Source organism: Sphaerothrix gracilis Ecp01 (genome assembly GCF_030405905.1).
GTDB lineage: Bacteria > Cyanobacteriota > Cyanobacteriia > Phormidesmidales > Phormidesmidaceae > Sphaerothrix > Sphaerothrix gracilis.
Map to the genome: position 1 here is coordinate 1 of NZ_JASATW010000020.1, position 23,863 is coordinate 23,863.

General features: G+C 50.6%; 23 protein-coding genes and 2 pseudogenes. 15 read left to right on the forward strand and 10 right to left on the reverse strand.

The features are described 5' to 3' along the window. From QJQ48_RS19775 to QJQ48_RS19825, 11 genes are all read left to right on the forward strand, one after another. A partial coding sequence (locus QJQ48_RS19775; protein ID WP_346292978.1) for a FecCD family ABC transporter permease occupies positions 1-617 on the forward strand: 617 nt, incomplete at its 5' end. A gap of 508 nt (positions 618-1,125) precedes the next feature. Further along, complete coding sequence (locus QJQ48_RS19780) at positions 1,126-1,749, forward strand: TMEM165/GDT1 family protein (protein ID WP_346292979.1); 624 nt, start codon at positions 1,126-1,128, stop codon at positions 1,747-1,749. A gap of 218 nt (positions 1,750-1,967) precedes the next feature. After that, a complete protein-coding gene (locus QJQ48_RS19785) occupies positions 1,968-2,402 on the forward strand; it encodes a ferritin-like domain-containing protein (RefSeq protein ID WP_346292980.1) in 435 nt (144 codons plus the stop codon). Positions 2,403-2,481: 79 nt separating this feature from the next. After that, a complete protein-coding gene (locus QJQ48_RS19790) occupies positions 2,482-3,294 on the forward strand; it encodes an ABC transporter ATP-binding protein (RefSeq protein ID WP_346293062.1) in 813 nt (270 codons plus the stop codon). A 73-nt stretch (positions 3,295-3,367) separates the two neighbouring features. Then, positions 3,368-4,513 carry an MFS transporter gene (locus QJQ48_RS19795; RefSeq protein ID WP_346292981.1) on the forward strand — a complete coding sequence of 382 codons (1,146 nt, stop codon included), beginning with the start codon at positions 3,368-3,370 and terminating at the stop codon, positions 4,511-4,513. 323 nt (positions 4,514-4,836) lie between these two features. Beyond that, positions 4,837-5,262, forward strand: coding sequence for an ExbD/TolR family protein (locus QJQ48_RS19800; RefSeq protein ID WP_346292982.1), 426 nt, complete (start codon positions 4,837-4,839; stop codon positions 5,260-5,262). Between the two features lie 362 nt (positions 5,263-5,624). Continuing rightward, positions 5,625-6,080 (forward strand): Fur family transcriptional regulator, encoded by a 456-nt coding sequence (locus QJQ48_RS19805; protein WP_346292983.1) that lies wholly within the window; start codon positions 5,625-5,627, stop codon positions 6,078-6,080. 551 nt (positions 6,081-6,631) lie between these two features. Further along, positions 6,632-7,144, forward strand: a complete 513-nt coding sequence (gene fldA, locus QJQ48_RS19810) for a flavodoxin FldA (RefSeq protein WP_346292984.1) — start codon at positions 6,632-6,634, stop codon at positions 7,142-7,144. Between the two features lie 110 nt (positions 7,145-7,254). After that, on the forward strand, positions 7,255-7,986 hold the full coding sequence (locus tag QJQ48_RS19815) for an alpha/beta fold hydrolase (protein WP_346292985.1): 732 nt from the start codon (positions 7,255-7,257) through the stop codon (positions 7,984-7,986). Between the two features lie 5 nt (positions 7,987-7,991). Beyond that, positions 7,992-8,384, forward strand: coding sequence for a hypothetical protein (locus QJQ48_RS19820; protein WP_346292986.1), 393 nt, complete (start codon positions 7,992-7,994; stop codon positions 8,382-8,384). 102 nt (positions 8,385-8,486) lie between these two features. Further along, a complete protein-coding gene (locus QJQ48_RS19825) occupies positions 8,487-9,044 on the forward strand; it encodes a Crp/Fnr family transcriptional regulator (RefSeq protein ID WP_346292987.1) in 558 nt (185 codons plus the stop codon). Positions 9,045-9,161: 117 nt separating this feature from the next. On the opposite strand, the gene QJQ48_RS19830 is transcribed toward QJQ48_RS19825, so the two are convergent. Next, entirely contained in the window at positions 9,162-9,914 is a 753-nt protein-coding gene (locus QJQ48_RS19830; RefSeq protein WP_346292988.1) for a histidine phosphatase family protein, read from the reverse strand. A gap of 566 nt (positions 9,915-10,480) precedes the next feature. Beyond that, complete coding sequence (locus QJQ48_RS19835; protein ID WP_346292989.1) at positions 10,481-10,963, reverse strand: Fur family transcriptional regulator; 483 nt, start codon at positions 10,961-10,963, stop codon at positions 10,481-10,483. 225 nt (positions 10,964-11,188) lie between these two features. On the opposite strand from QJQ48_RS19835, the gene dpsA reads away from it, so the two are divergent. Continuing rightward, positions 11,189-11,725: a DNA starvation/stress protection protein DpsA gene (gene dpsA, locus QJQ48_RS19840; RefSeq protein WP_346292990.1), complete on the forward strand. Its 537-nt coding sequence runs from the start codon at positions 11,189-11,191 to the stop codon at positions 11,723-11,725. Between the two features lie 245 nt (positions 11,726-11,970). On the opposite strand, the gene QJQ48_RS19845 is transcribed toward dpsA, so the two are convergent. From QJQ48_RS19845 to QJQ48_RS19860, 4 genes are all read right to left on the reverse strand, one after another. Continuing rightward, a complete protein-coding gene (locus QJQ48_RS19845) occupies positions 11,971-12,576 on the reverse strand; it encodes a (2Fe-2S) ferredoxin domain-containing protein (RefSeq protein WP_346292991.1) in 606 nt (201 codons plus the stop codon). Further along, complete coding sequence (locus tag QJQ48_RS19850; RefSeq protein ID WP_346292992.1) at positions 12,573-12,821, reverse strand: Asr1405/Asl0597 family protein; 249 nt, start codon at positions 12,819-12,821, stop codon at positions 12,573-12,575. Before QJQ48_RS19850 ends, QJQ48_RS19845 begins: the two co-directional genes overlap by 4 nt. A 545-nt stretch (positions 12,822-13,366) precedes the next feature. Further along, positions 13,367-14,428: a ferredoxin family protein gene (locus tag QJQ48_RS19855; protein ID WP_346292993.1), complete on the reverse strand. Its 1,062-nt coding sequence runs from the start codon at positions 14,426-14,428 to the stop codon at positions 13,367-13,369. 138 nt (positions 14,429-14,566) lie between these two features. After that, positions 14,567-15,310, reverse strand: a complete 744-nt coding sequence (locus tag QJQ48_RS19860) for a hypothetical protein (RefSeq protein ID WP_346292994.1) — start codon at positions 15,308-15,310, stop codon at positions 14,567-14,569. Positions 15,311-15,622: 312 nt separating this feature from the next. On the opposite strand from QJQ48_RS19860, the gene QJQ48_RS19865 reads away from it, so the two are divergent. Beyond that, positions 15,623-16,325, forward strand: a protein-coding gene (locus tag QJQ48_RS19865) for an IS1 family transposase (RefSeq protein ID WP_346292995.1) whose coding sequence is annotated in 2 segments (ribosomal slippage) — positions 15,623-15,954 and positions 15,953-16,325 — 705 coding nt in all. Because the reading frame shifts where the segments join, the coding sequence is not laid out codon by codon here. Between the two features lie 138 nt (positions 16,326-16,463). Here the strand turns inward: QJQ48_RS19865 and QJQ48_RS19870 are convergent. The 3 genes from QJQ48_RS19870 to QJQ48_RS19880 form a co-directional block, all read right to left on the reverse strand. Then, positions 16,464-17,648: a glycoside hydrolase family 5 protein gene (locus QJQ48_RS19870; RefSeq protein ID WP_346292996.1), complete on the reverse strand. Its 1,185-nt coding sequence runs from the start codon at positions 17,646-17,648 to the stop codon at positions 16,464-16,466. 404 nt (positions 17,649-18,052) lie between these two features. Then, on the reverse strand, positions 18,053-18,727 hold the full coding sequence (locus tag QJQ48_RS19875; protein ID WP_346292997.1) for a response regulator transcription factor: 675 nt from the start codon (positions 18,725-18,727) through the stop codon (positions 18,053-18,055). Continuing rightward, positions 18,724-19,851 carry a sensor histidine kinase gene (locus tag QJQ48_RS19880; protein ID WP_346292998.1) on the reverse strand — a complete coding sequence of 376 codons (1,128 nt, stop codon included), beginning with the start codon at positions 19,849-19,851 and terminating at the stop codon, positions 18,724-18,726. Before QJQ48_RS19880 ends, QJQ48_RS19875 begins: the two co-directional genes overlap by 4 nt. 482 nt (positions 19,852-20,333) lie before the next feature. On the opposite strand from QJQ48_RS19880, the gene kdpA reads away from it, so the two are divergent. Both kdpA and kdpB read left to right on the forward strand, forming a co-directional pair. Then, entirely contained in the window at positions 20,334-22,040 is a 1,707-nt protein-coding gene (gene kdpA, locus QJQ48_RS19885) for a potassium-transporting ATPase subunit KdpA (protein ID WP_346292999.1), read from the forward strand. 63 nt (positions 22,041-22,103) lie between these two features. After that, a pseudogene (kdpB, locus tag QJQ48_RS19890) lies at positions 22,104-23,414 on the forward strand (potassium-transporting ATPase subunit KdpB); the annotation flags it as partial. Positions 23,415-23,451: 37 nt separating this feature from the next. Here the strand turns inward: kdpB and QJQ48_RS19895 are convergent. Then, positions 23,452-23,863: pseudogene (locus tag QJQ48_RS19895) on the reverse strand (IS701 family transposase); the annotation flags it as partial.

A 23,863-nucleotide genomic window follows, 5' to 3' on the forward strand; every position in this document is an offset into this window, starting at 1 on the left:
TGGGAGGACTAGGAGCGGCGATCGCCATTTATCTCCTGGCCTGGAACCAAGGCAGCTCTCCGGTTCGTCTCATCTTGGTCGGAGTGGGCTTGACTTCCCTCACTGGGGCGTTCACCAGCCTCATGGTTACGTTTGGCAATATTTACGATGTCAGTCAGGCGCTGGTGTGGCTTGCGGGCAGCGTCTATGGCCGCAGCTGGGAACACCTCTGGCCTCTAGTCCCGTGGCTAATTGTTTTTATCCCCTTATCGCTGGTGCTGGCGCGAGATCTAGACACTCTGACCCTGGGTGACAATCTGGCTCAGGGACTGGGTAGCCGGGTGGAGTGGACTCGCAGCCTGCTCTTGATCTGCACGGTGGCGCTGGCGGGAGCCTCCGTTGCCACTGCCGGTGCGGTTGGCTTTGTCGGTCTGATGGCTCCGCACTTGTCACGGCATCTAGTGGGGCCGTCTCATGCCGGATTACTTCCCGTTGCAGCCCTGATGGGAGCCTGCATTGTGGAGCTAGCTGATTTGGTGGGTCGTCTGCTGTTTGCCCCGATTGAGCTGCCCTGCGGCGTGATTACGGCTATCATTGGCGCCCCGTACTTTCTTTGGCTGCTGTATCGCAACAGCTAGCGCGGAATGAATAGGGTAACTTTGCTTCCAAACTTTTGGCCCTGGTTGGGACGTGCTCAAATCCCTTACCGACACCCCCCAATCCCCAACCGATTGGTCAGCCAAGCATGACTATTAATCTCTACAATATTCTCAAACGCCAGGAATCTGAATCACGAGTCGAGAGCGTTATTCCTCAAGACGGCATTCTTGATTTAGGGCGATCGCTTTATGATTGATTCAGGTTCTGCCTCTCAATTCGCGCCTGGAGATTGGGAAAACGGCCGAATTTTGGTCAAGTTTTGCCGAAAATACTGTGATATTCTGAAGCGAGTTGAAGGGGAGTAGCTGCGGGACATCTATCCCAATGCCTAAATCAACATACTGGTGACAAACCTGGTTTAGGCAGCAAGCATTAAGTCTTAATCGTTTGTGAGCGAGACCTTCACTGAGTCCACAGTTGAGTGGGCTTGGTGAAGTCTGCTCAAAGGCTCGTCATGCCCACTTAGCCATTACTTTTGGCAAACGCATGAGCCTACTAACTGGATTTACCGCTGGATTACTGCTAATTACCCTATCTGAGCTAGGGGATAAAACTTTTTTCATTGGAGCGCTATTAGCGATACGCTATCCTCGCCGCTGGGTTTTTGCCGGCGTGACGACGGCTCTGTTTGTGATGACGGTGCTGTCGGTGCTGATGGGCCAGATAGTTGCCCTCATCCCCGCTCACTATGTAAAGTGGGCCGCCGTTATCTTATTTATCAGCTTCGGGGTCAAGCTGCTGTATGAGGCCGCTGTGATGGAGGCTGGCGGCTTAGAGGATGAGCAGGCCGCTGCCTGTGCGGCCATCCAGCAGCAAGCGCCTATCTCTAAACGGTTTGGACTGGCCCAAGCCATTTTGCTCAAAGCCTTTACCCTTACCTTCGTGGCCGAATGGGGCGATCGCACTCAGTTTGCCACCATCACCCTAGCAGCGGCTCATCATCCGGTGGGAGTTGCCTTAGGAGCGACTCTGGGCCATGCTATCTGCGCCGCGATCGCCGTGGTGTGCGGCAAGCTGATGGCGGGGCGGCTCTCAGAGCGCTGGCTGACCGGCATTGGCGGCATGCTGTTTCTGCTCTTTGGTTTTGTCGCGGTTTCAGAAGCTCTGTAGTGAGCTACTTTGGCTACAGGTGACTGCTAAGGCTTTGAGACTCAAGCGGATGTTGGCCTGTTTTTCCCAAGCGTTTAACCCATCAAGCAATTCGCGCCCTGCCTGAGACGGTCATGGTTCTGACCGTTATCTTTTAAGATGATTTCAGGCGTCTATTGATAAAGACTCCCAACAGCAACATCGGCAAAGCAAAGTCTACAGGTTGACCGAACAAGTTCATGCAAGATCTCAATACTCAAAGCACAATCGAGCTTCTCAATCAGATTATGGAGTTTGAGCTAGCGGGTGTGGTGCGCTATACCCACTACTCCTTGATGGTGACTGGCCCCAACCGCATTCCCATCGTTGATTTCTTTAAAGCTCAGGCTAGCGAGTCTCTGCTTCATGCTCAAGAAGCCGGAGAAATCATCACCGGCCTGGAAGGGCACCCCAGCCAGCGAATTGCTCTAATTGAGGAGACCAACCGGCACGCTGTCACCGACCTGCTACAGGAGAGCCTCAACCACGAGCAAAAAGCTCTGAGTATGTATAAGCAGCTTTTAGGTGTTGTCGAAGATGCCAGCATCTATTTAGAAGAATATGTCCGTACCAAAATTGGTCAGGAAGAGATGCACAACCTAGAGATTAAGAAAATGCTGCGGGACTACAGTTAAAAACCAGCGTATCTCACCCCGCTCGCTGATTCCATCCTGCCCGTGCTGCTCTCAGACTCGCTTCCACTCACCTACCATGATGCTTGATACCGCCACTCAAATCGCCCTCACTGCTCGCAGGCTCACTCTGGCCTATGACAGCAAAGTCATCATTCGGGAGCTAGATTTGGCAATTCCCCAGGGTCAGATTACAACGCTGGTGGGGCCAAATGGCTGTGGTAAGTCTACTTTGCTCAGGGGTATGGCCCGCCTACTAAAACCCAAAGGAGGGACAGTTTACTTAGAAGGGGAGGCGATCGCCCACCTGCCGACGAAAGAATTGGCGAAGCGGCTCGGTATTTTGCCTCAAAGTCCCGCTGCCCCAGAAGGATTGACGGTACGGGAACTGGTGGCTCAGGGTCGTTATCCGCACCAAAACTGGCTCCAGCAGTGGTCAAAGGAAGACGAGCTGAAAGTAGAAGAAGCGATCGCTACCACTCACCTGCACGAGTTTGCCAACCGTCCCCTCGATACCCTCTCTGGCGGTCAGCGGCAGCGAGCCTGGATCGCCATGACCCTGGCCCAAGATACCGAAATTTTGCTGCTCGATGAGCCTACGACCTATCTAGACCTGGCCCATCAGATTGAAGTGCTAGATCTGCTCTACCATCTCAATCGCTCCGCAGGCCGCACCATCATCATGGTGCTGCACGACTTAAACATGGCCTGCCGCTACAGCCACCATCTGATTGCGCTGCGAGACGGACAGATTAAGGCTCAGGGACTGCCCGCCGAGGTTGTGACGGCGGAGATGGTGCAGCAGGTGTTTGCGTTGCAGAGCCGCATCATTCTTGATCCAGTCTCGCAGACGCCGCTGTGTCTGCCGATAAGTCAAACGATTGCAAACAGATAGCTCTCAGGTCGAGCCCTCTGTCAACAACAGACGAAGCAGTTTAGGACAGACTAGATACTAGCGCGAGAGCAAAATGCCAGGTCTCAACCGTACCGTATCAGCGTTGGGCTTAGTCAGCCTCCTGAGCGATTGCGCCAGTAAGATGGTGTATCCCGTCACGCCGCTTTTTCTAACCACAGTGCTGGGAGCGCCAGCCTGGACAGTCGGCGTGGTTGAGGGCATTGCCGAAAGCACTGCTAGCGTTCTGAAGCTGTATTCAGGCTGGCTGTCTGATCAAGCAGGGCAGCGCAAGCCGTTTGCGGGAATCGGCTATGGATTGGGAGCGCTCTCAAAGCTATTGCTAGCGGTTGCGATGGTGTGGGGACACGTCTTGGGTGCCCGACTGGTAGATCGGCTAGGGAAAGGACTGCGGGCTGCTCCTAGAGATGCTCTGATTGCGGAAAACTGCCGACCCGATCGCCGGGGGCGGGCGTTTGGTCTGCACCATAGCTTAGAGACAGTCGGTGAAATTGTGGGGCCGCTGGCCGGTTTTTGCTTCCTTTGGCAGTTTCCAGAAAACTATCGGGGCGTGTTTGCGATCGCCTTTATTCCCGCCTGTCTCGGGGTGCTGGTGCTGCTGTTTCTGGTCAAGGAACCGCGATCGCCCGATCAAAGCCAGCGATCGCGGCCCCAGTTTGCCCTGCAGGATCTGTCGCCCGCCTATCGTCGTTTTCTGCTCGTGGTTGGCCTATTTGGCTTGGGCAACTCGTCAGATGCCTTTTTGCTGTTGCGCGCCCAAGATGTGGGCTTTGCGGCGAACCAGGTGCTCTTACTCTACGCTGTGTTCAACCTGGTTGAAGTGTCTTTGGGCTTCGCCGTAGGCAACCTGTCAGATCGAGTCGGACGACGGCCTCTATTAGTCAGTGGCTACCTCGTCTTTGCCCTGGTCTACTTAGGCTTTGCCATTGTGTCCGAGGCAGCCCTGATCTGGCCTTTGTTTATGCTGTATGGTCTGTACTCTACCCTGACCCGAGGGATTCAAAAGGCGTTTGTCGCTGATCTAGTCCATCCTCAAAAGCGAGGGGCCGAAACGGGTACGTTTTACCTGATTACTGGGCTGGCTGCCTTGCCCGCCAGTCTGATAGCAGGCTGGCTCTACACCCAGGGCGGCGCCGCTGTGCCCTTCTCGCTCAGTGCCGCACTTGCCGCGATCGCGGCCCTGCTACTCATGGCAGTGTAGCCCGATTGACGCTTCTCCATAGACTCACGGCTAATTTCTGCCCAGGTGTTCAACACGACACCAAATTACTTGACATCGATTCTCATTTAGATTTACGCTGCCATTCAGTAATCATTTGAGAAGACAGCACTTCTCGTATTCGATGGGGCTGTAATGAAAGGACTGATTGCTAAACAGGTCTCTAAGTAAAATATTCGTCGCTGGCGGTGTCGTTATGGGCCGCTGCTGTTTTCCATCGCGGCGATCGCTCTAATTGCTGAGCGCTCAGCTAGAGATTCTCTACGAGTAGTATTACGAAGTTTTGAAATAAGGAGATGCAGCGTATGCGCGTCATTGATAACGAACCGGAAGAGGAACTGTCAATTAACATTGTGCCGATGATTGACGTCATCTTCGCCATTTTGGCCTTCTTTATTTTATCGACTCTATTTCTCACCCGGGCCGAGGGGTTGCCGGTCAATCTGCCCAATGCTGAAACTTCAGAAACCCAGCAGCAGGCAGACTTTACAGTCACCATAGAGGCTTCCGGGGATATGTTCTTGAATCAGGAACCCATTCGCGTCAGTGCCCTGAGGTCCACCATCGACGAGCAGTTGCAGCCCGGCCAGTCGGCTCTAGTGACCGTGCAGGCGGATGAGCAGGTCTATCACGGCCAGGTAATTGAGGTGATGGACGTACTGCGATCGCTCGAAGGGGTACAGCTTGGCATTGCCACTGAGTCCGGCTCTGCCGACGCAGGCGAGCCGTAACCCAGACCGTGGCGCAGCGAGCAGGGCGATCGCCTACGACGGTACAGTCATCCAGGCGGATTTGGCTAGCTGGGATGCTGCTGGTAGCGGCTCTGCTAGGAATTGTGGGACTTTCCCTCACCTAGGGCACGGTTAGCCTGACGCAGCGCCAACGGCTGTAGTGTTAGTCAGTCGCCAACCGCTGCTGTCTCCCAATAAAGACAGTTAGGCCAGAGACTTTCTAGCCCAGTTCAACCTGTAAAATCTAACGGCTAATACCTGACTCTAATTCTCAACAAGGAATTCTTGTTGCAACTGTACCCTAAAATTCGCTAGTATTGTCAACAAGTATTCTCTATTGAAAATAACTAAATATTAAAGTCATGGTTGCCTACACACCCTCTGCGATGAAGGCAGAACTGCACGAGCGGGGATGCCGCATGACGCCCCAGCGTGAGACGCTGCTGACGGTTTTTCAAAACTTGCCTAAAGGCGAGCATCTCAGTGCCGAAGAAGTTTGCGAGCTGTTAGACCAGCAAGATGAGCGGGTGAGTTTGTCTACTGCCTACCGCAACCTCAAACTGATGGCTCGCATGGGTATCTTGCGAGAGCTAGAACTGAGCGAGGGCCAAAAACGCTACGAAATCAATCAGCCGGCTCCTTATCATCACCATCATCTGATCTGTGTCCGCTGCAATAAGACCGTTGAATTTAAAAACGACGCCGTGCTGAAAGCAGGCGTCAAAACGGCTAAGGAGTCGGGCTATCATCTGCTCGATTGTCAGCTTTTGATTCACGCTATTTGCCCGACCTGTCAGCGCTCGATCGCACCTGCTTAGTCCTGAGCAGAGGATTGATTGACGGGGACCCGACTGAATATTGAGCGTCAGCCTGAAGCACTTAGCTCCAGGCTGCTTTTTATGGCGATCGCTCTAAATAAGAATACAAATCAACAAGCAGCTTAGCGATTAGCTGCATAAACATGCTTATTCAGAATTATTTTTAGTTTTTCTAAAGTCAATAGAGACTTAGAAGCCTTGTTCTGCAGCACTTTTTGAGCGAATAGCTGAAAAATCTGTAATAATGCTGTTGAAATTTGTTCTCAATAGCGGCTAGATGCTGTATAGTGAAACTCAGAATTATTGAATTCAATTCTCAATAACCTGCGTTTGAATATGAGTTAAGTCAGGAGGTGCCTATGCCTGTGTGTCCATGCTGTCGCAGTCATTTAGTTCGACAGGTCAATCGCTCAGGGCTGCACTGGTTTTGCCTGGACTGCCGGCAAGCCATGCCTGTCATAGAAGAGCCTGTCCTGACGGAGCTGCGTTACCACAATCGCTCATATCGCTACAGCGCAGATTTGTTGGGTTAGTCGCTTTAAGGAGCAAATATGACAAAAGTAGGTCTATTCTACGGTTCAACAACGGGGAAAACAGCCGATGTCGCTGAGCAGATTCAAGCGGCTTTGGGCGGTAACTCAGTGGTGGAAGTGTTTGACATTGCCGATGTCGCGGTCGAGGACTTAGCAGCCTATCAGCAGTTAATTATTGGCAGTCCTACCTGGAATATTGGAGAACTGCAAGATGATTGGGAAGGCGTTTTAGATGAACTAGACGGCGTTGACTTCAGCGGTAAGCAGGTGGCGTACTTTGGCACTGGCGATCAGGTGGGCTACGCCGACAACTTTATGGACGCTGTGGGCATTTTGGAGGAAAAGATCAGTGGCTTAGGCGGTAAGACTGTTGGCTATTGGTCTGCCGATGGCTACGACTTCAACGAGTCACGGGCTATGCGGGATGATAAATTTTGCGGCCTAGCCCTTGATGAAGACAACGAACCGGAAAAAACGAGCGATCGCATTCAGGCTTGGACGAGCCAGATTAAGCAAGAAATGGGGCTCTAAGCTCACGTCTGCAGGTTGCCAGAAGCTGCCGGGGGGTGAATAGCGCCACGCCTACCTCCTGCGTTATTCTCCCTCGGCTTTCCTCATGAAAGTTCATTTTTGCCAAGTTTATGTCGAAGATTCCTAATACTTTATGGTTGACCGTTAGTCCCCACCTCAGACGATTCGATCAGCGGCTGCTCGGTCAGCTAACTCAGACAGCTACGGTTCGGTGCTGGGAATATGATCAAACTGAAGACGAGCCCTGTTGTTTGACTACCGCAACAACGCTGCTGCACGATTATGTCAAACAGTGCGATCGCCCGTTGCACCTGATGGGACACGGCATCAGTGGTTTAGTAGGACTGCTCTATGCGCGGCAGTATCCTCACCGGGTAAAGTCGCTCACGCTGATTTCAGTAGGGGCCAATCCAGCCATTAGCTGGCACTCTCATTACTACGCGCTGCGACAGCTTTTGCCCTGTAGCCGGGGTGTCGTCTTGGGTCAGATAGCGCGGCTTTTATTCGGGGCGCAGACTCATAAACAGGCGATTGCGCTGACTAGAATCCTGACCCGTGATCTCGACTGCAGCTTAGCGCCCCATTCTCTAGCAAGTAACAGTGTCTTAGTGCCCGGTGGCATTGAGCCTGCTTTGCTGGTTTGCCACGGCAGTCACGATGTCATCATCGACCCCAATATGCAGTCGCGGTGGCAGGCTTGGCTCAAACCAGGCGATCGCCTGTGGAGCTGCCCTGAAGGTCGGCATTTCTTTCATCACGAATATCCGCAGCAGACCGCAGCCGTGATGGCAGACTTCTGGCAAAGCCTGCCTGCCAAAGCAAAAACAACTCTCATGAGCTGATAGTCATGATTCTTTTGCCTTCCATTATCGGCTGGATCACAACAGCCCTCTATTTTGTTGGCATTGCCATTGTCCTGAGCGTGTTTGTCTGGAGCGCCTGGCGCACTGCTAAAACAGGTGTGCACTATCTCAAACGCCTACACCAGGTACCCTGTAGCCGCTGTGCTTACTTCACGGGTGACTATCGTCTCAAGTGTGCGGTTAATCCCTGTATTGCCCTGACCGAGCAAGCTATTCACTGCCGCGACTATGAACCGGCAACGGCGCCGATCAGACCCGCACCTGGTTGTAAATCAGCCTGCGGACGTTTAAGCAGCTACGAAGACTTATCAATAATGTCATTGTCCTCTACGATTCAGGCCGCTAAGAGTGCTAGCGCCCTACAGCGACAATCTTGATTTTCCCAATAGCCCACTGACACTTACAGGTTTCACAGCATGGTGATTCAAACAAATTGGCTAACACCAGATTCTATTGTGTCCTTTACACGGCATGAGCTTATGCCAGCGAATGCCTGTTATCTGTGGCAAATTCGCTCAGGGCTGGTGCGTACTCTCACCTGGGATGAAGAAGGCTGTGTAGTCCCCCTGGGTTTTTGGGGCGCGGGCAGCTTAGTCGGGTTCGCTCTGACGCGAATGGAACCTTTCGAGATTCAGTGCCTAGCGACGACTGAGGCAGAAGTTCTCAATCCCATGTCGCCTATTCCGAATACGACCCTTTTAAACTACGTACGACAGCAGAGCGAACTGATGCGCATTCTGCACGCTCGCGGAGTCGAGCGCCGCTTAATACAGTTTCTCTGTTGGCTAGCCGATCAGTTTGGTCAGCGGGCTCCCGATGGGCTACATCTGAGGCTAACCATTACTCACCAAGAAATTGCTGAATCTATTGGCAGTAGTCGGGTGACGGTGACGCGATCGCTGAAGCAGCTAGAGAACGAAAACAAGCTGAAGTGGTCACGTCATCATCAGGTAATCTACTGGAAAACCCTGAATCAAATCAGAGCTGATTTTCCGGTTCTACCTGCTTTCAGTCCGTCTCTATATCGTGCTGGATAAAGCGTCCGCACAACAGTAGGGCTACTTGATTATAAAAAGCCAGTAACTCAAAAGTTACTGGCCTTAGCTATGTAATCAGTTGCGAGTAAGGCGTAATCGGTGTCAAATCCAGCGTGACTACTGCTGAGTCAGTTGTGCCCACTCGTCGGGTAGCACATTTGCCAAGATTTCAAAGTCGTCCTGACCGCTTGGCCTGAGCACGTAGGCAACACCCTGAGGTTCTGGATAGATGCCCGTTGCTGAGTCAAACACATCGTCGTGCCCCACGATCACCGTGTTAGTTCCCGACTCAGGCACCTCAGTCAGCAGCGGCATAATTCCAGCCTTCATTTGCTCCATCTGCTCATCAGTGTATTCCTCAGCCGGGGCAAAGTTGAGTCCGGCCACCTTCTCGTAGCGATCAAAGGCAATATCAGCGGTTTGCCAAGCGCGGCAATACTCGCTGGAATAAACTTCTCCGACTGGGATTGAAAGTTCCTCAAAAGCTGTCCCAATCGCCTTAGCATCTTCCCAACCGGCTTCGCTCAGGTTGCGCTGGGTGGAGCAGTCATTGACATCGGCAGTAACCTGGTCGGCATAGTCTTTCTCTGTCTGCGCGTGTCTGAAGAAAATGACATGCCCGCCGTCTTGCAGAGCACTCACAAGCTCCTGGCCGCTGACTTGATCTTCAAAGGTGTCGTTGTAGCTGGTTTCGCCGCCTTCGCCGCCTTCGCCGCCTTCGCTGCTGCCAGCAGGTTCAGCGGTTTCCTCAACTGTGGGAGCCTCTTCAGTAACGGGATCTTCTGTAGTTGACGTATCGCCACCACAAGCCGTGAGGGTAGCAGCCAGACCAGCAGCCAAAAATAGCTCAATGGATTTGCTTCGTTTCATTTTGCAACCAGGAGATTGTAGAGTTTATGACTTTATAATCTTATTACTAATGATATTCAATATCAATAAAAAGCCTGCGATTGCCCGGATTTCAATAAATTATCGTGTTCAATATCTGACAAAAAAGAGAAAAATTCTTAGCAATTTATATAGATAGGCAACCTAACAAAAAGGAAATAATCGCAATAAGCTCACCACTATATCTGCTTTTTAGCTACAAGGCTAGGTAAATACCCTAAGAATAAATGCTTTCAGAAATTTAAAGACCGTGAATAGTCAGCCTGACTTGGATTACTACTTGATAGTGAATCGCATTCTAGCTAAAAAATTATCTCAACTAGCTATTTAGTTTTATCCAAGTCGGTTTAGTCAAGTGAGCTATGACAGTAACGGGGCAGTCTTTTCTCTGGTCAAGCGTTTTCAGGCAGATTGACTGAGCCTGCCAAGAAAAACCCCTTGTCCATTGGACAAGGGTTGCTGAGAGGAGAACATCTAGCTAAATAGGCACGACAAAAGCGAACCTAAACCTGAAAAAGCGCAATAGTGAAATTTGCGATCGCCTAGAATTAATTATCTTCGTAGTGCAGCCTTTGACAGGTTGGGCACAGGGCAAACACTGTAAACTGACAGTTCGATATGGCAAAGCCACGCTCTTCGGCTTCGTTAATACTCACTGTCGTAATCAAATCTTCCTCAAATTCTTGAACCGTGCCGCACTGTACGCAGACCAAATGGTGATGCTGGTGCATAAAAGGAGCACTCAGCTCATAATACTTTTTGTCTTCAGCTAAGCCTAACTCTCTTAAGAGGTTCAAATTTACCATGAGATGTACTGCTCTATAGACTGTGGAGATACTAATGTTTTTGCCCTGGTCAGAAAGCCGCTGATAGATTTCTTCTGCGCTCAGATGGTGACCAACCGGAGCATTTTTAAAAACCTCCAATATCTTTTTGCGCTGGTCGGTAAAACGAAAGCCTTCTTGATTAAGTAGGGATCTTAGAGTTTCAGAATGCTGAGCGATATGTGATTCAGGTTCGCTAGTTGCCATTATTTTGATAGCCGCTGAGAGAGTTATTGAAAAACGGTTTCAGTACAGGTTAGATAGGCTATTGCGGATCGTTTTCAGTACGAAGGAAAGATCTTCAGGAACTGCCTAACTTTTGAATTATTAGTTCACTTAATCTGTGGTCAAAAACTAAAAAGAGCGATACTGTGATCAAATGGGTTCATAAATTAGAGCACCCTGTATTTGACATCGTTGGAAAGGAAAATCATGCCTGTTACTGAAACTCTTTTGCAAACCTATGGTGAGGTAGCTGATAACTCCGTGCTGCTGGAACGATCGGTCACAGAACCGATTGTGGAAGGTCTGGGTGCCGCCTATGCCAGTTTCATGGGCCTTTACCTGCAGTATCAAAAGCACCATTTTGTTGTTGAAGGTTCTGAATACTACATGCTGCACCAGTACTTCTCGGAAAGCTACGAAGCTGTTCAAGAGCATGCTCACGAAATTGGTGAGCGGCTGCACGGTCTGGGTGGCATTCCGACTGGTAGCTTTGGCAAGCTGGCAGAACTCTGCTGCTTTGAGCAAGAGCCGGATGATATTTATCGCTGTCGACTGATGGTAGAGCATGATCTCAAGGCGGAGCAGTCTATTATTGAAATGCTGAGACGTCTAGCTGGACAGGCAGAGAGCTTGGGCGATCGCGCCACTCGATATCTGTACGAGCAAATTTTGTTGAAAACTGAGGAACGTGCCTATCACCTCGATCACTTCCTGACACGAGACAGTCTCAAGCTGAACTGGTAAGTTTGGTCTTAAGTTGCTTTGTCTTCAATTCCGTATCCTTGAGAGGAGGATGCGGAATTTTTGATGAATGAACAATTTCAATAATTTGGGGCAATAAGTCCATAATTTGGTTTTTATTTCTATCGGTCAGCAGTACGCTTATTGTTCAAAATAGACTTTCCAAATAATCCAGCTTGATAAACTAACAAAAGTCAAAATCAATAGCCAGTGATCAAACCGCTGGGCATCGAATCCGCTAGACATGATTAGTTTTGAGATAAAAGGGATAGAGCTAGGCTTGGGCTGGCGTGACTGACTAGCCGCCCTGTCGGTAAAATTCGTAGATTCGGCCCAGACTTACAGGCTTTCAAACAGCCAACCGACTCAATAGCAACGTGCTGCAGCTCAGGATTGGCCGCGACTTCTGCTTCTAGACTTTGCCAGAGACGACTGCTGCCCTGCTTGTAGCATTTGCCTTTAGTACACACCTGAATACACACATAGTTTTTGTCAGCGGTATCCAAACGCGACTGCGTCTGTAAATCTGGGCTGCCCTGCTGCAGCTTGGACATATCGAGCTTGGATATTTCCGTATCTGGCAGCGGCAAAATATTAATGGCGCGCCAAATGCCAGCTTCCGGATAGGCCCAAACCTGAATGAAAGCGCCGGGCATCAGCTCCCGCACTAGCATAGGTCTTAAATATTTTGGCAGTTCAATTCTGCAGACTTGGTCGCCTGTCTGCAGCACTAGTCCCTTCAATTTGCCTTTGTCTGAACGCAAGACTTCCGCAAACTTGCCTTTGAGTATCTGACCTTGAGGACGTTCGTTTTTAGCAGCTAGGGGGAGGGTGGTTTCGCAGAGCTGTTTCATCGTTTAGCAGGCTTCCTCCAACAGCGTTCTAAATGAGCTGTTGAGCTAGCGGAGGTGGATGTGAACTGCTGAATAACGCTCCAGACCTGGATAGCGGCTGTAGCCGTCTTAATTCTTACCCGCAATGGCTGTCCCCAGGTACATTGACAGGGAATTGATAGTTCCTGCAGACGTTTAAACACGTTCCAACGCTCGATGGGATCAATTTCGAGGGTCGTCACCGAGTCGATTTCTGTTGCATCCATTGAAGTTAAGTCCAAATATCTGCCTTGATTAAATACGAAAAGCAAGTGTTACTGAGAATATTTCTGAACTGAAACTAGATAGACAACCTAGCAGCAGCTTTTACTCTAAACCTCAAACGTACCTGAAAACCTTATAAAAGGGGGTTTTGAGGCTTTTAATACACCTAATACACCACTACACCTAAATATTCTTTATTCCTAATCAATGTCAATAAGATTAAGATAGTCAATTTTGGCAGTTAATGCAACACGTTTTCAATAAATCAAGTTTCTATGAAGCATAAGCTGATTCAATCTTTGATATGAGTCTAATTTTGGGCACAGAAGCCGGTGTTTCCAGAGTGGCTGCCGCTAGTCCGGTTGGATAGACAGGCTCAAGTCCCAGCTTTTTCTACACACAGACCCGTTGCGGTGACTGATCAGGCTGAAGGACTGGGTATTGTCAGGCGTCAGCATCAGCATCTGTGGATTGCTTAATAAAACCGATTTTCACTAAAGCAAGACTAGATCACAACGGCTTTTGAGCTGAGGCTAAGCTGAATGGCTTAGCCCTGCTGCTTGAGCCAGCTAACCTGGTACTGCATAACGGGAACAGGCGCTGCACCTGAATTCCGAGCCGTCATCACTTCGCCTTTCGCTTCCACCCTGGCCTCATAGCTGCCCTGAATTTGACCCTCTGGCGACTCAAAATCAATCTGGACTTCGGCCCAGTGAGGCGTTTCATTGTCACTATCCTGCGCTAAGACCTGTCCTGATTTTTGAAATGTCAGCCAGTCCCAGCCGCGCGCCATCCAGATTTCCCGCTCGACAATTTGCTCAAACTTGCCCATGCCGCTCCAGCCTCGGTAAAAAGGCCGCAGTTCAGTTACCGGGCGATCGCGTCGTACCAAAACATCGAGAATTTCAGGTTCTAGGTGTCCCCAAACGTGGCCGGTGGGAAAATCAACCAGCGTGGGCGCAAACTGGTGACCGCCAAAATGGGAACAGCGCCAGACTCTGAGAGGAGCAGGTGGATAAATGGATGGGTCGGTAGGGAGAGAGTCGCTATTGACTGCCGCCACTTCTGCTACGCCTGGGCTTTTGATACTGGCATATGTGCCTCGCAGTTGTTGATAAATAGGCTGACCAAAGCGGGCGCAGGCCACGTCGATATTGCCGTGAGTGCAGACCATCAGTTCTCGCTGGGACTGAGTCGGACGGCGGTAGGCATCGAAGTGCGGTAGCTCAGCGGGGTCAAGCAATAGCGCCTTCACTAAACTGACAATTTGCTCAGGCGGTAGCGAAAATTCCTGCGGTTCAAATTGGGCAAAGACGGCAGCCGGTCGCTGGTAGTAGACCACTCGCGATCGCCCCGGCGTAGAATATTCTCGGTCTGGGGCGATCGCCATCGGTATCACCTGAATCCCCTGAGCGAACAGGGTTTGCAAAAGGTCATAAATTGGCTGCAATAGCGGATCGGTATCAAACCGTTCTTTTGTCCAAGGCAGAGGCAGTTCCATCACCAGCCAGCCCGGACAGGAATTAGCGCTGCCAATCGGATCTTCGCCATTGGCCTTAGAGACAACGGAGCAAAACTGACAATCTGCCGTAAGGGAGGGAGCGGACATCGTCTTTACCGTAAAGTGTTGATAGCTGGCTTGGCTCTGGGACAGGAGCAGTCAAAATCCTCGTATTCAAACTCGGCTGATTGCCTCAACTGAGGGACTGCCTCAAGCTCTGAGCTAGGGAGTTTAGGAATGATTTCTTTAGAGGCGATCGCCATAGGCCACATAGGCTGAATCCACGACTGCGCCCATCAGCGCTACTGGCGTATTGGCGGAGGAATAATACTGAACTTCAGGAAAGGTGGTGGTGAGCTGATCGATTGCCCAAATGCGTCCAGAGCCGGGGCGGACATAGAGCACTAAGACAGGATTACCGATTCTCAGCGCTACCACTTGATGAACCGTGTTGTTGACAATTTGTTCTCGCTGCTGGTAGGCAGCTTTTCTGACAGCGTCGTCATTATCAAGCAGTCCGGGCACCTCTAAGATGCCGGAATTGACAAAATCAATCACCAACACGCTGCCAAAGCGTCCTTGGGGGAGCTGATTTTGTTGCCAATAGCGCAGATCTAGAAAGCCGCGACCTTTAAGTAACTGATACTCGCGGGGCGGCTCTGATGCAGCAGGCAGGTAGTAATCGACGACGGTGTTGCTAATAATCTGCTCGATGCGCAGGGTGCGCTGGATCTGGCTACTCTCGGCTTTGATTAACGGCTGAATCTGGTTGGTAAGCTCCTGATGCACTATTTTGCGCGCCATTTCTCTAGCATCTTCTAGGTTGCTTTTGAAGAACCAGGTCAGCAGGCCGCCTAGGAAACCAAGAAAGGCTAAAAAGGCAGTGTTCATCCACTTCATGAACTCTAGCTGCTGGATCAGCAGTTCAACGTCGGGGGGCGTTGGTGTTGGCGTCTGGGCAAGCGGGGCGAGCAGGGCAGGCCAGGTCATAGGGATAGCGATAGGCGCGGCAATACCTCCAGAAAATAGCTTATTTTTAGCCCAGTCGCCTATCAAAGCCGTCAAAACGCTGAGTTTTAACCCTAAAAATGTTAAACGAGTAGATCCCTCACCTCAGTCCGCCGCTCAGGGAGATGGCGATCGCGGCCTGATCTGCTGGAACAGTTGCAAATACCGCGCAATAATACTTTTCTTAGGTAACAAAAATAGCGGCTACCTTCTTTCTGTTACCCAAGAAAATTGCCCCCATGCTATTGGCACAGGGCGTTGCATAATTAAAAGATGAATTAGAGGTAATCTGCGATGCAATGTCCAGAGTGCGGAGCCACTCACATCCGTAAGAACGGTAAGAGAAAAGGTAAGCAAAATCACATCTGTGTCGCCTGCGGTCGTCAGTTCATCGACACCTACGAACCTCACCGAGGCTACTCAGATGACGTCAGAGGCGAATGTCTCAAGATGTATCTCAACGGTTCTGGCTTCAGGGCCATCGAGCGAGTCAAAGGAGTTCATCATACGACCGTGATTACCTGGGTCAAGCAAGTAGGCCAACGCCTTCCAGAGGCTTACGACCCTCAAACAACCCCAGAGGTCGGCGAACTCGACGAATTGGAAACCTTTGTAGGCTCAAAAAAACAAAATTTGGCTGTGGACGGCTGTTGACCACTTCAAAAAGGGGATTTTAGGGTGGGTCTTGGGTGACCATAGTGCTGAAACCTTTGCCCCACTCTGGCAAATCGTGGCTGGCTGGAACTGCTATTTCTACGTCACTGATGGCTGGTCAGTCTATCCAACCGTCATTCCTGATGGCGATCAGATTGTCTGCAAGACCTACATGACTCGAGTGGAAGGCGAAAACACCCGATTGCGGCACTATCTAGCTCGGCTGCATCGCAAAACGCTTTGTTACTCGAAGTCCGTAGACATGCTGGCTCACTCTGTCCGATTATTACTTCACTACCTCAAGTTTGACGATGTTCCAGTGCCTCCAAGATTCATCTCTTGATTCAGCAACGCCTGGCACAGGAGCGTTGTGTTGGTTCTACCGGGTTTGGTATGCTGGCCCCCTCAGCATACGGAGTCCCGCAGAGCCATTGAATGGAGGGAGCCGTCGCATCTGAGCGATCGCGGTGACTAGAGCGGCTTAACGACGTTGAATTTGAGTTCGAGCCAACAGCGCCTGCTTTTCAGTATCAATCTGCTGCCAATCGTCTAAGAGTAGACCACCCGTGTCAGCACTGTTAGGATTCCAGCTCCAGTAGGCATAGCTCAGATTGTTTTCCGCGATGTAGTCAACCAGTTCTCGCTGCCAGATGCCCTCAGTCGATTGACAGTCTACCTGTCTGCCGCCAAACTCCCCAATTAGAATAGGAGCAATGTTTTCAGTCGCCAGATAGTGAAACCCAATTTCCCAGCGATCGCGCAAATTTTGAGGAAATTCTGGCTCTGAAAACCAAGGCTGATCAAAGACGCCTGTTCCATATTCGTGGGGGGAATAGACTAGCTTATTGGGGAGGGAAAGTCTTACCGGGTAGGCAGCCGCTCCTTCTAAATTGCCTCCCTGCCAATGAATGGCTAATTGCTGATCAGGCACGTTGTTTTCTACCCCCTGCACCAAGATCAGCCAGTCTGGATTGACCGCTAAAATGGCATTTCCGGCTCGCTCTGCGGCCAGTCGCCAGTCGGTTTCTCGATCGCCAGTACCCCAGCTAGCCTCGCCGTGAGGCTCATTTTTTAAGTCTGCTCCTAAAATATTTTTTTGGCTTCGATAGCGCTCAGCTAGCATCGTCCAGGCCTCAATCCAGTCAGCTTCGCTATACTCGTCGTCATACCAGAGTTCTGGAATCAACTGCTCATTGAGCTGATGGCTATCTAGAAGGATTAAAAGCTGCTGTTTTTCCGCTTCAGCCACAATGGCATCTAAAATTTCTAGGGGTGTTTTATCTGCTAACTCAGCGTTACTCCCAATAGAAAAGTCGATGCCGCTAACCGTTGGCGATCGCAAAGCCGCTAGCGAAAAGGGAACGCGCACAAAGTTGTAACCCAAGCCTTTAATTTGAGCCAGCATGTCTTTGTAGTCACGTGCCCACAGCCCATGAGGCGCGTGGGTTTCTGTTTCTAAACCAAACCAGTTGACACCCTGTAGTAAAACTGGTTTGCCAGCAGCATCAATGATTTGCGCTCCGCGCGTCGAAAGGGGCATGGTGGGAAGAGAGGAGGTGTCTGCTGCGATCGCAGACGGCAAAACGCGGCTGAGAGAGAGACAGAGGGCTGCCATTATTCCCAAGATTCCCCAAGCGGCAAAACGGGTAAAATTGCGGTAAAGCATTTCAGGTAAAAGCCCTCTTGGATACAATAATTTTGGCAATTTTGGCGGTTTTTGAGGCTATTTTAGCGTCAAGACTGAGTGTACAAATTTACTGAATTCTCAAGCCGAAGCAATAGCGTAAAATCATTGCGCTATTCAGCAAACCCCTTTTCAATTTCCTTCTGAGTTAGCGGTCATCAATAGGGCGTAAAGGCTGGCTAGCTGCCCCAAAAAGTTAGCTTTGACATATTGGCGAATAAATTTCATCAGTCCATACGCTATTAAAGCGACTTTCTGACTAGCTTTCAGGCGAAATTGACGATATTTCGCCAAAGCTTTAAGTTGATTTATTTCTGATGTTTTACAGCCTAAATAAATTCCATTAGGCCATTCTCTAGGCAGACGCTTTAGAGGATGTTTATCAATTAGCCAACACCTTCAGTTTCGATTAACCCATTGCGCAGCGCGATGACGACGGCTTGGGTGCGATCGCGTACTTCCAGCTTCTGTAAAATGGTATGAACATGAACGCGAACAGTGCCTGCTGCGATGTAGAGAGATTCAGCAATTTCAGAATTACTTTTGCCGCTGGCAATCAACGTTAAAATCTCGCGTTCTCGGTGGGTCAGGGGATTCTCTTGAGTTGGGGGTAGCTGAGGGACCTCAGCCATAGACTGCTGAAACTGAGCGCGAATTTGCTCTGTGGCCTGAGCGTCCCACCAGGAGGCTCCCCCTGCAACTGACTGAATAGCCAGGATTAGGGACTCAGCAGCCACTCCTTTCACACAATAGCCGTGGGCTTGAGCTTCAATGAGGCGGTTAATCAGGGTGGGTTGGGAATGGGAAGTTAGCACTAGGATAGGCAAGTGGGGCTGCTGCTGCTTGATTTGCCGACAGGTTTCCACGCCACCAATGCCCGGTAAACCCACGTCTAAGATCACGATGTCAAATTTCTGCTGCTTGACTAAATCGAGGGCGGTTTCCCCGTCTTCGGCTTCAGCCGCAATTTCTAGCATTGATTCTTGCTGTAGTCGTGTGGCTAACCCCAGCCGAAACAGCTCGTCGTCTTCAACCAACAGAATCTTGAGGGGAAGTGTCATGCCGTGGATTTGCTCATAGTGGGTAAAGATGATGCCGGGACGCAGGCAGGTAGGCGAAACGTAAAGACTGCGCCACTAGGGCAAGACTCTGCCCAGATTTGACCGCCGTGAGCTTCCACAATCTGACGACTCAGGTAAAGTCCTAACCCTGTACCTTTAGCTTGGCGATCGCTCTGACCCTGATAGAAGCGAGCAAATAAATGAGGTAGCTCATCAGCGGGAATGCCCTGCCCTTCATCCCTGACTTGCACCTGACAATAGCCATAGTGAGATCCCATTATCACTTGTACAGAACTACCTCGCCTGGAATGATTGACGGCATTTGACAGCAGATTGACCAGTACCCGAGAGAGCTGGAAGGCATCGCCATTGACCCAGTAGGAGCGCCGAAAATCAGAATTTTCATCACTCACCCGCAGATGGATTTGACGCGATGTTGCTAGCGGAACGACATCAGCTACGGCTTCCTCCGCCAGGATAAGCAGATCGACTTGTTGATAGTGCAGCCTCAACCCTTCAGCATCGTTACGATAAACATCCATCAACGTTTCAACCAGCTGTAGCGTCTTTTGATGACTGCGGGTCATCACGTCAAAAACCCGGCGCTGGGCCAGGGACACCGGACCAAAGTTTTCACGGCCCAGCGCTTGTAAGGTCTCCAGTGCTCCCAACATAGGGGTTTTGAGATCATGGGTCAAAGTGGAGACAAAGTCTTCTCGCATTTGAGCGAGTTGTTCTTGGGCTTGAAGCTGCAAGCGTTGCCGAGTAATGGCCTGCTCGTACGCTTGCAGGCGATCGCCGAGCCAGCCTGTCACGCTTAGCGCCAGGACGGTAATGACTCGATTGGCGATGGTGTCAGGCGTCACGGTCGCGACTCCCGGAATGAATAGGTTCAGTACAGTGCAAGCGATCGCAACAGTCGTGACCCAAATGGTGGCTCGGCGGCTGAGTTGAGTACTCGCAATTAGGACTGCTCCGACATACAAATAACCAAAAACATAAGGCGGGGGCGTGCTGTACTCCAGCAAAATCACCAGAACAAAAATGATCCCAATTAGCCAGTGAATGCGATGACGGGCCTGGATCAACTGTTCGAAATAGGAGATAGGTCTAGATCGAGGCATAGAAGCAGCTTGAATAAGGGTTAATAAATAGTGAGGAACTCAAATTGTTTATCAGTTCATTTTAGGCGCTGAGCTGAATCAATAGATGAATTTATATCAAATGATATAGGCATTTGATGCTTGTGGCTAAACGCATCTAAACGCCTTCAAACTTTTTATCTAATCCTGGCAATATAAATCCCGTATAAACGCGGTTCTATACCTTGCTAAATGCCTGTGAAAAGCGAAATAGTAATGCTGTTAGTTCTAATTCTTTGGCCTTAAAGGCTAATCAGAATTAGCAGATATTGATTTTGCTAAATTGCTGATGATTCCAGAGAGTTTCCAGCCTGGTCTTGCAGCGGATTGGCGGCAGCATTGCTGGCTAGGCCAAGAAATACCGCAGATGAGTGTTGCTAAAGGCTGTTGTTTTAGCTTGATTAGCAGCCTTGACTTGTGGCTCTAATTCTAGTTTTTTAATTTCGTTAATTAGGAGCTTTCTTATGACACAGGGATTTTTTCAGTTAGCTATTGCCCTCGCCATTTTGTTGACGGTGGCGCCTTTTCTAGGAAGGTACATGGCCCGAATTTTTATGGGCCAGAGAACGGTTCTTGATCCCGTCGCTGTCTCTCTAGAGCGTTTTTTATCGTCTGCAGGGGGCTTTGCTAATCAGGCATCGATGACGGGCGGTCAATATGTCAGAGCGGTACTGGTCAGTAACTTAGTGATGGGGATCTTGGTGTATCTCATCTTTATGCTGCAGGGGGCGTTGCCGCTAAATCCGACGAGCTTGGAGGCGCCCAGTTGGGATTTAGCTCTGCACACCGCTATTTCGTTTGTGACCAATACAAATCAGCAGCATTATTCGGGCGAAACAACCTACAGCTACTTTTCGCAGGTTGGGGCGCTGGGCTTTTTAATGTTTACCTCAGCCGCGACAGGAATTGCCGTCGCGATCGCTTTCATTCGCGGCCTGACGGGAAAGGCGTTGGGTAACTTTTATGTTGACCTGACCTTGTCAATCACAAGGATTTTACTGCCAATTTCAATCATAGGGGCGATCGCCCTCCTTATTGCCGGAGTACCAGAGACCTTTGCGGGTCCGGCAGTTGCTCAAACTCTCGAAGGCGCGACTCAGTATATTGCTCGCGGCCCGGTAGCCCATTTCGAGATTATCAAAGAGTTGGGCGAAAACGGGGGGGGCTTCTTCGGCATCAACTCTGCTCACCCCTATGAGAATCCCAACAACTTTACGAATCTGTTGACCAATATCATCATGCTGGTGATTCCGGCAGGGCTAATCTTGACCTATGGCATCATGGCTGGCAAACCTCGCCAAGGCTGGCTCATCTTTGGCATGGTATTTATCTTTTATGCCGTTCTAGTCGGGATTGCCGCCGTAGGAGAGTTTCAGGGCAACCCCTTGGTGAACAGCCTCTTGGGAGAGCAGGCCCCCAACTTGGAAGGCAAGGAATTGCGATTTGGCTGGGCCCTTACGGCGCTTTGGGCCGTTTCAACCACAGGAACAATGTGCGGCGCCGTAAATGGAATGCACGATTCCCTTATGCCTGCCGGTGGTTTTGCCACCCTGGCAAATATGTTTCTGCAAATTGTCTGGGGAGGTCAGGGGACAGGTACCGCCTACCTGTTTGTTTTTCTGATTTTAACTGTGTTCCTGACGGGTTTGATGGTAGGACGCACGCCCGAATTCTTCAGCCGCAAGGTTGAGAAACGAGAGATTGTCTTGGCCAGTATTATCCTGCTGGCTCACCCGATCGCAATTTTGATTCCTGGAGCGATTACTCTGGCTTTTCCGGCAGCCCTAGCCGGGATCAGCAACCCTGGCTTTCACGGCATTTCCCAGGTGATTTATGAATATGCTTCCGCTGCAGCGAATAACGGTTCCGGCTTTGAAGGGCTAGGGGATAACACCCTCTGGTGGAACCTTAGCACTAGCTTCTCCCTCATTGTCGGTCGCTACGTGCCCATCATTGCCTTGATTTACCTGGCCGACAGTATGGCTCAGAAGCAGCCTGTACCAGAAACGGCAGGTACTCTCTACACTGACAGCTTTTTGTTTACGAGTGTGACTGCAGGCACCATCCTCATTCTGGGGGCGCTAACTTTCCTGCCCGTGTTGGCGTTAGGGCCGATTGCAGAAGGCTTTGCGATCGCAAAAGCCGCCGCCGAAGTGACGGCTGGCCTCTAGCTCCCAGCCCTAGCTTCCTTTGCTAAATCCTGTTGGTTCTGAGTCCTTTTATCTATCAAAGCTATGACCAGTTCTACGCAACCAAGTCCTCAATCTAGCAGTCCGCGTGAAGGGCGACGACACTCGCCCCAGGTAAATATGTCCGGTCTTTACCAGCGGGCCTTCAAAGAAGCTTTTCTCAAGCTTGATCCACAAGTGATGTGGAAAAACCCCGTCCTGTTTGTGGTCTGGATCGGCACGATCATCACACTTTTGCTGACCTTCAACCCTGGACTATTTGGCCCCGTACCGGATAACCCAGTTCTGTTTAATAGCCTGATCACCATCATTTTGCTTTTCACCATCGTATTTGCCAACTTTGCTGAAGCGGTCGCTGAAGGTCGAGGGAAGGCTCAGGCCGCTGCGCTGCGCTCTACCAAGTCAGAGACGATAGCTCGCAAGGTTTTGGCCGATGGCTCAGTCAAGGAAGTGTATTCTACGAGTCTGAGGCAGGGCGATCGCATCCAGGTTATCGCTGGCGACATTATCCCTGCCGACGGCGAAGTATTGGATGGGGTCGCCTCAGTTGATGAATCAGCCATCACTGGGGAGTCTGCTCCAGTCCTTAAGGAAGCAGGCTCAGATGTTGCTAGCTCGGTCACGGGGGGTACCAAAATTATTTCGGATGAGCTGACAATTCAGGTGACGGCTGACCCTGGTAAAGGCTTTATTGACCGGATGATTGCCCTGGTGGAAGGCGCTGAACGTAGCAAAACCCCTAACGAAATTGCCTTGACCGTGCTATTGGCGGTGCTGACCCTGGTGTTTTTAATCGTGGTGGCAACCTTACCGACTCCAGCAGCCTACATCAGCAGTCCTGTGAGCGTCGCCATTTTGATTGCGCTGTTGGTGGCGCTGATTCCCACCACAATTGGTGGCCTGCTAAGCGCTATCGGTATTGCCGGGATGGATCGCGTGGCCCAGTTCAACGTCGTGGCAACTTCGGGACGGGCAGTCGAAGCCTGTGGTGATATCAATACGCTAGTGCTGGATAAAACCGGAACCATCACCCTGGGTAACCGCTTAGCCGAAGAATTCATTCCTCTCAACGGTCACAGCCTAGAGAAAGTCGCGTCTGTGGCACTGGCCGCCAGCATCTTCGATACAACCCCTGAAGGGAAATCCATTGTGCGGTTGGCCCAGCAGCAAGGAGCCACGATTGCCTTCGATAAGAATACAGCGGAAGCGGTAGAGTTTTCGGCCCGGACTCGCATGAGCGGCACCAACCTGCTCGATGCCGAAATTCGTAAAGGGGCGGTAGATGCGATTCGAGGCTTTGTTCGCTCCCGGGGTGGCAAAGTGCCTGAAGGACTAGATCAGGCATTTGAAAGAGTCAGGACTTACGCATTGACAAAATCGACAAAACTAAGATTCAAGCGGTCCTACCCATCAGAGGTGCTTGAAGTATGAACTGGCGAGCGACGTCCTGATAGAGATGACGTTGGAGCTCATACCAATTGCCTAACTGCTGGTGCCAGACTTGCAACTCCAACTCGACAAAGGCCCGTAGGGCGCAGAAGATATGGGTGTCAATGGCTTCCTTCAGGCGCACCCGAAAGCGTTTTAGAGCACACAACTGTTTCCCAGCCCGGTGAAAACATTCAATGCCCCAATGGAGGGTATGCAATTGCTCAAAGTCATCTGCACCGGCTGCTTCTAGAGCCTCAGGGTCGGGCCAGTACAAGGCATAATACCGACACGATTCGTTTTTGAAGCGCTGGCAAAAGAGCTTGACTCGCCCGACTCCCCTAAGATAGACCAGTATTCCAGACTCAGGAATGCTT

Coding starts and splice junctions, on each gene's coding strand:
- kdpA (WP_346292999.1), top strand. CDS start 20,334: ATGACACAGGGATTTTTTCAGTTAGCTATTGCCCTCGCCATTTTGTTG.
- QJQ48_RS19830 (WP_346292988.1), bottom strand. CDS start 9,914: ATGAAACGAAGCAAATCCATTGAGCTATTTTTGGCTGCTGGTCTGGCT.
- QJQ48_RS19855 (WP_346292993.1), bottom strand. CDS start 14,428: ATGTCCGCTCCCTCCCTTACGGCAGATTGTCAGTTTTGCTCCGTTGTC.
- QJQ48_RS19805 (WP_346292983.1), top strand. CDS start 5,625: ATGGTTGCCTACACACCCTCTGCGATGAAGGCAGAACTGCACGAGCGG.
- QJQ48_RS19845 (WP_346292991.1), bottom strand. CDS start 12,576: ATGAAACAGCTCTGCGAAACCACCCTCCCCCTAGCTGCTAAAAACGAA.
- QJQ48_RS19860 (WP_346292994.1), bottom strand. CDS start 15,310: ATGACCTGGCCTGCCCTGCTCGCCCCGCTTGCCCAGACGCCAACACCA.
- QJQ48_RS19790 (WP_346293062.1), top strand. CDS start 2,482: ATGCTTGATACCGCCACTCAAATCGCCCTCACTGCTCGCAGGCTCACT.
- QJQ48_RS19835 (WP_346292989.1), bottom strand. CDS start 10,963: ATGGCAACTAGCGAACCTGAATCACATATCGCTCAGCATTCTGAAACT.
- QJQ48_RS19850 (WP_346292992.1), bottom strand. CDS start 12,821: ATGGATGCAACAGAAATCGACTCGGTGACGACCCTCGAAATTGATCCC.
- QJQ48_RS19880 (WP_346292998.1), bottom strand. CDS start 19,851: ATGCCTCGATCTAGACCTATCTCCTATTTCGAACAGTTGATCCAGGCC.
- QJQ48_RS19870 (WP_346292996.1), bottom strand. CDS start 17,648: ATGCTTTACCGCAATTTTACCCGTTTTGCCGCTTGGGGAATCTTGGGA.
- QJQ48_RS19785 (WP_346292980.1), top strand. CDS start 1,968: ATGCAAGATCTCAATACTCAAAGCACAATCGAGCTTCTCAATCAGATT.
- QJQ48_RS19795 (WP_346292981.1), top strand. CDS start 3,368: ATGCCAGGTCTCAACCGTACCGTATCAGCGTTGGGCTTAGTCAGCCTC.
- QJQ48_RS19815 (WP_346292985.1), top strand. CDS start 7,255: ATGTCGAAGATTCCTAATACTTTATGGTTGACCGTTAGTCCCCACCTC.
- QJQ48_RS19800 (WP_346292982.1), top strand. CDS start 4,837: ATGCGCGTCATTGATAACGAACCGGAAGAGGAACTGTCAATTAACATT.
- QJQ48_RS19875 (WP_346292997.1), bottom strand. CDS start 18,727: ATGACACTTCCCCTCAAGATTCTGTTGGTTGAAGACGACGAGCTGTTT.
- dpsA (WP_346292990.1), top strand. CDS start 11,189: ATGCCTGTTACTGAAACTCTTTTGCAAACCTATGGTGAGGTAGCTGAT.
- fldA (WP_346292984.1), top strand. CDS start 6,632: ATGACAAAAGTAGGTCTATTCTACGGTTCAACAACGGGGAAAACAGCC.
- QJQ48_RS19820 (WP_346292986.1), top strand. CDS start 7,992: ATGATTCTTTTGCCTTCCATTATCGGCTGGATCACAACAGCCCTCTAT.
- QJQ48_RS19825 (WP_346292987.1), top strand. CDS start 8,487: ATGCCAGCGAATGCCTGTTATCTGTGGCAAATTCGCTCAGGGCTGGTG.
- QJQ48_RS19780 (WP_346292979.1), top strand. CDS start 1,126: ATGAGCCTACTAACTGGATTTACCGCTGGATTACTGCTAATTACCCTA.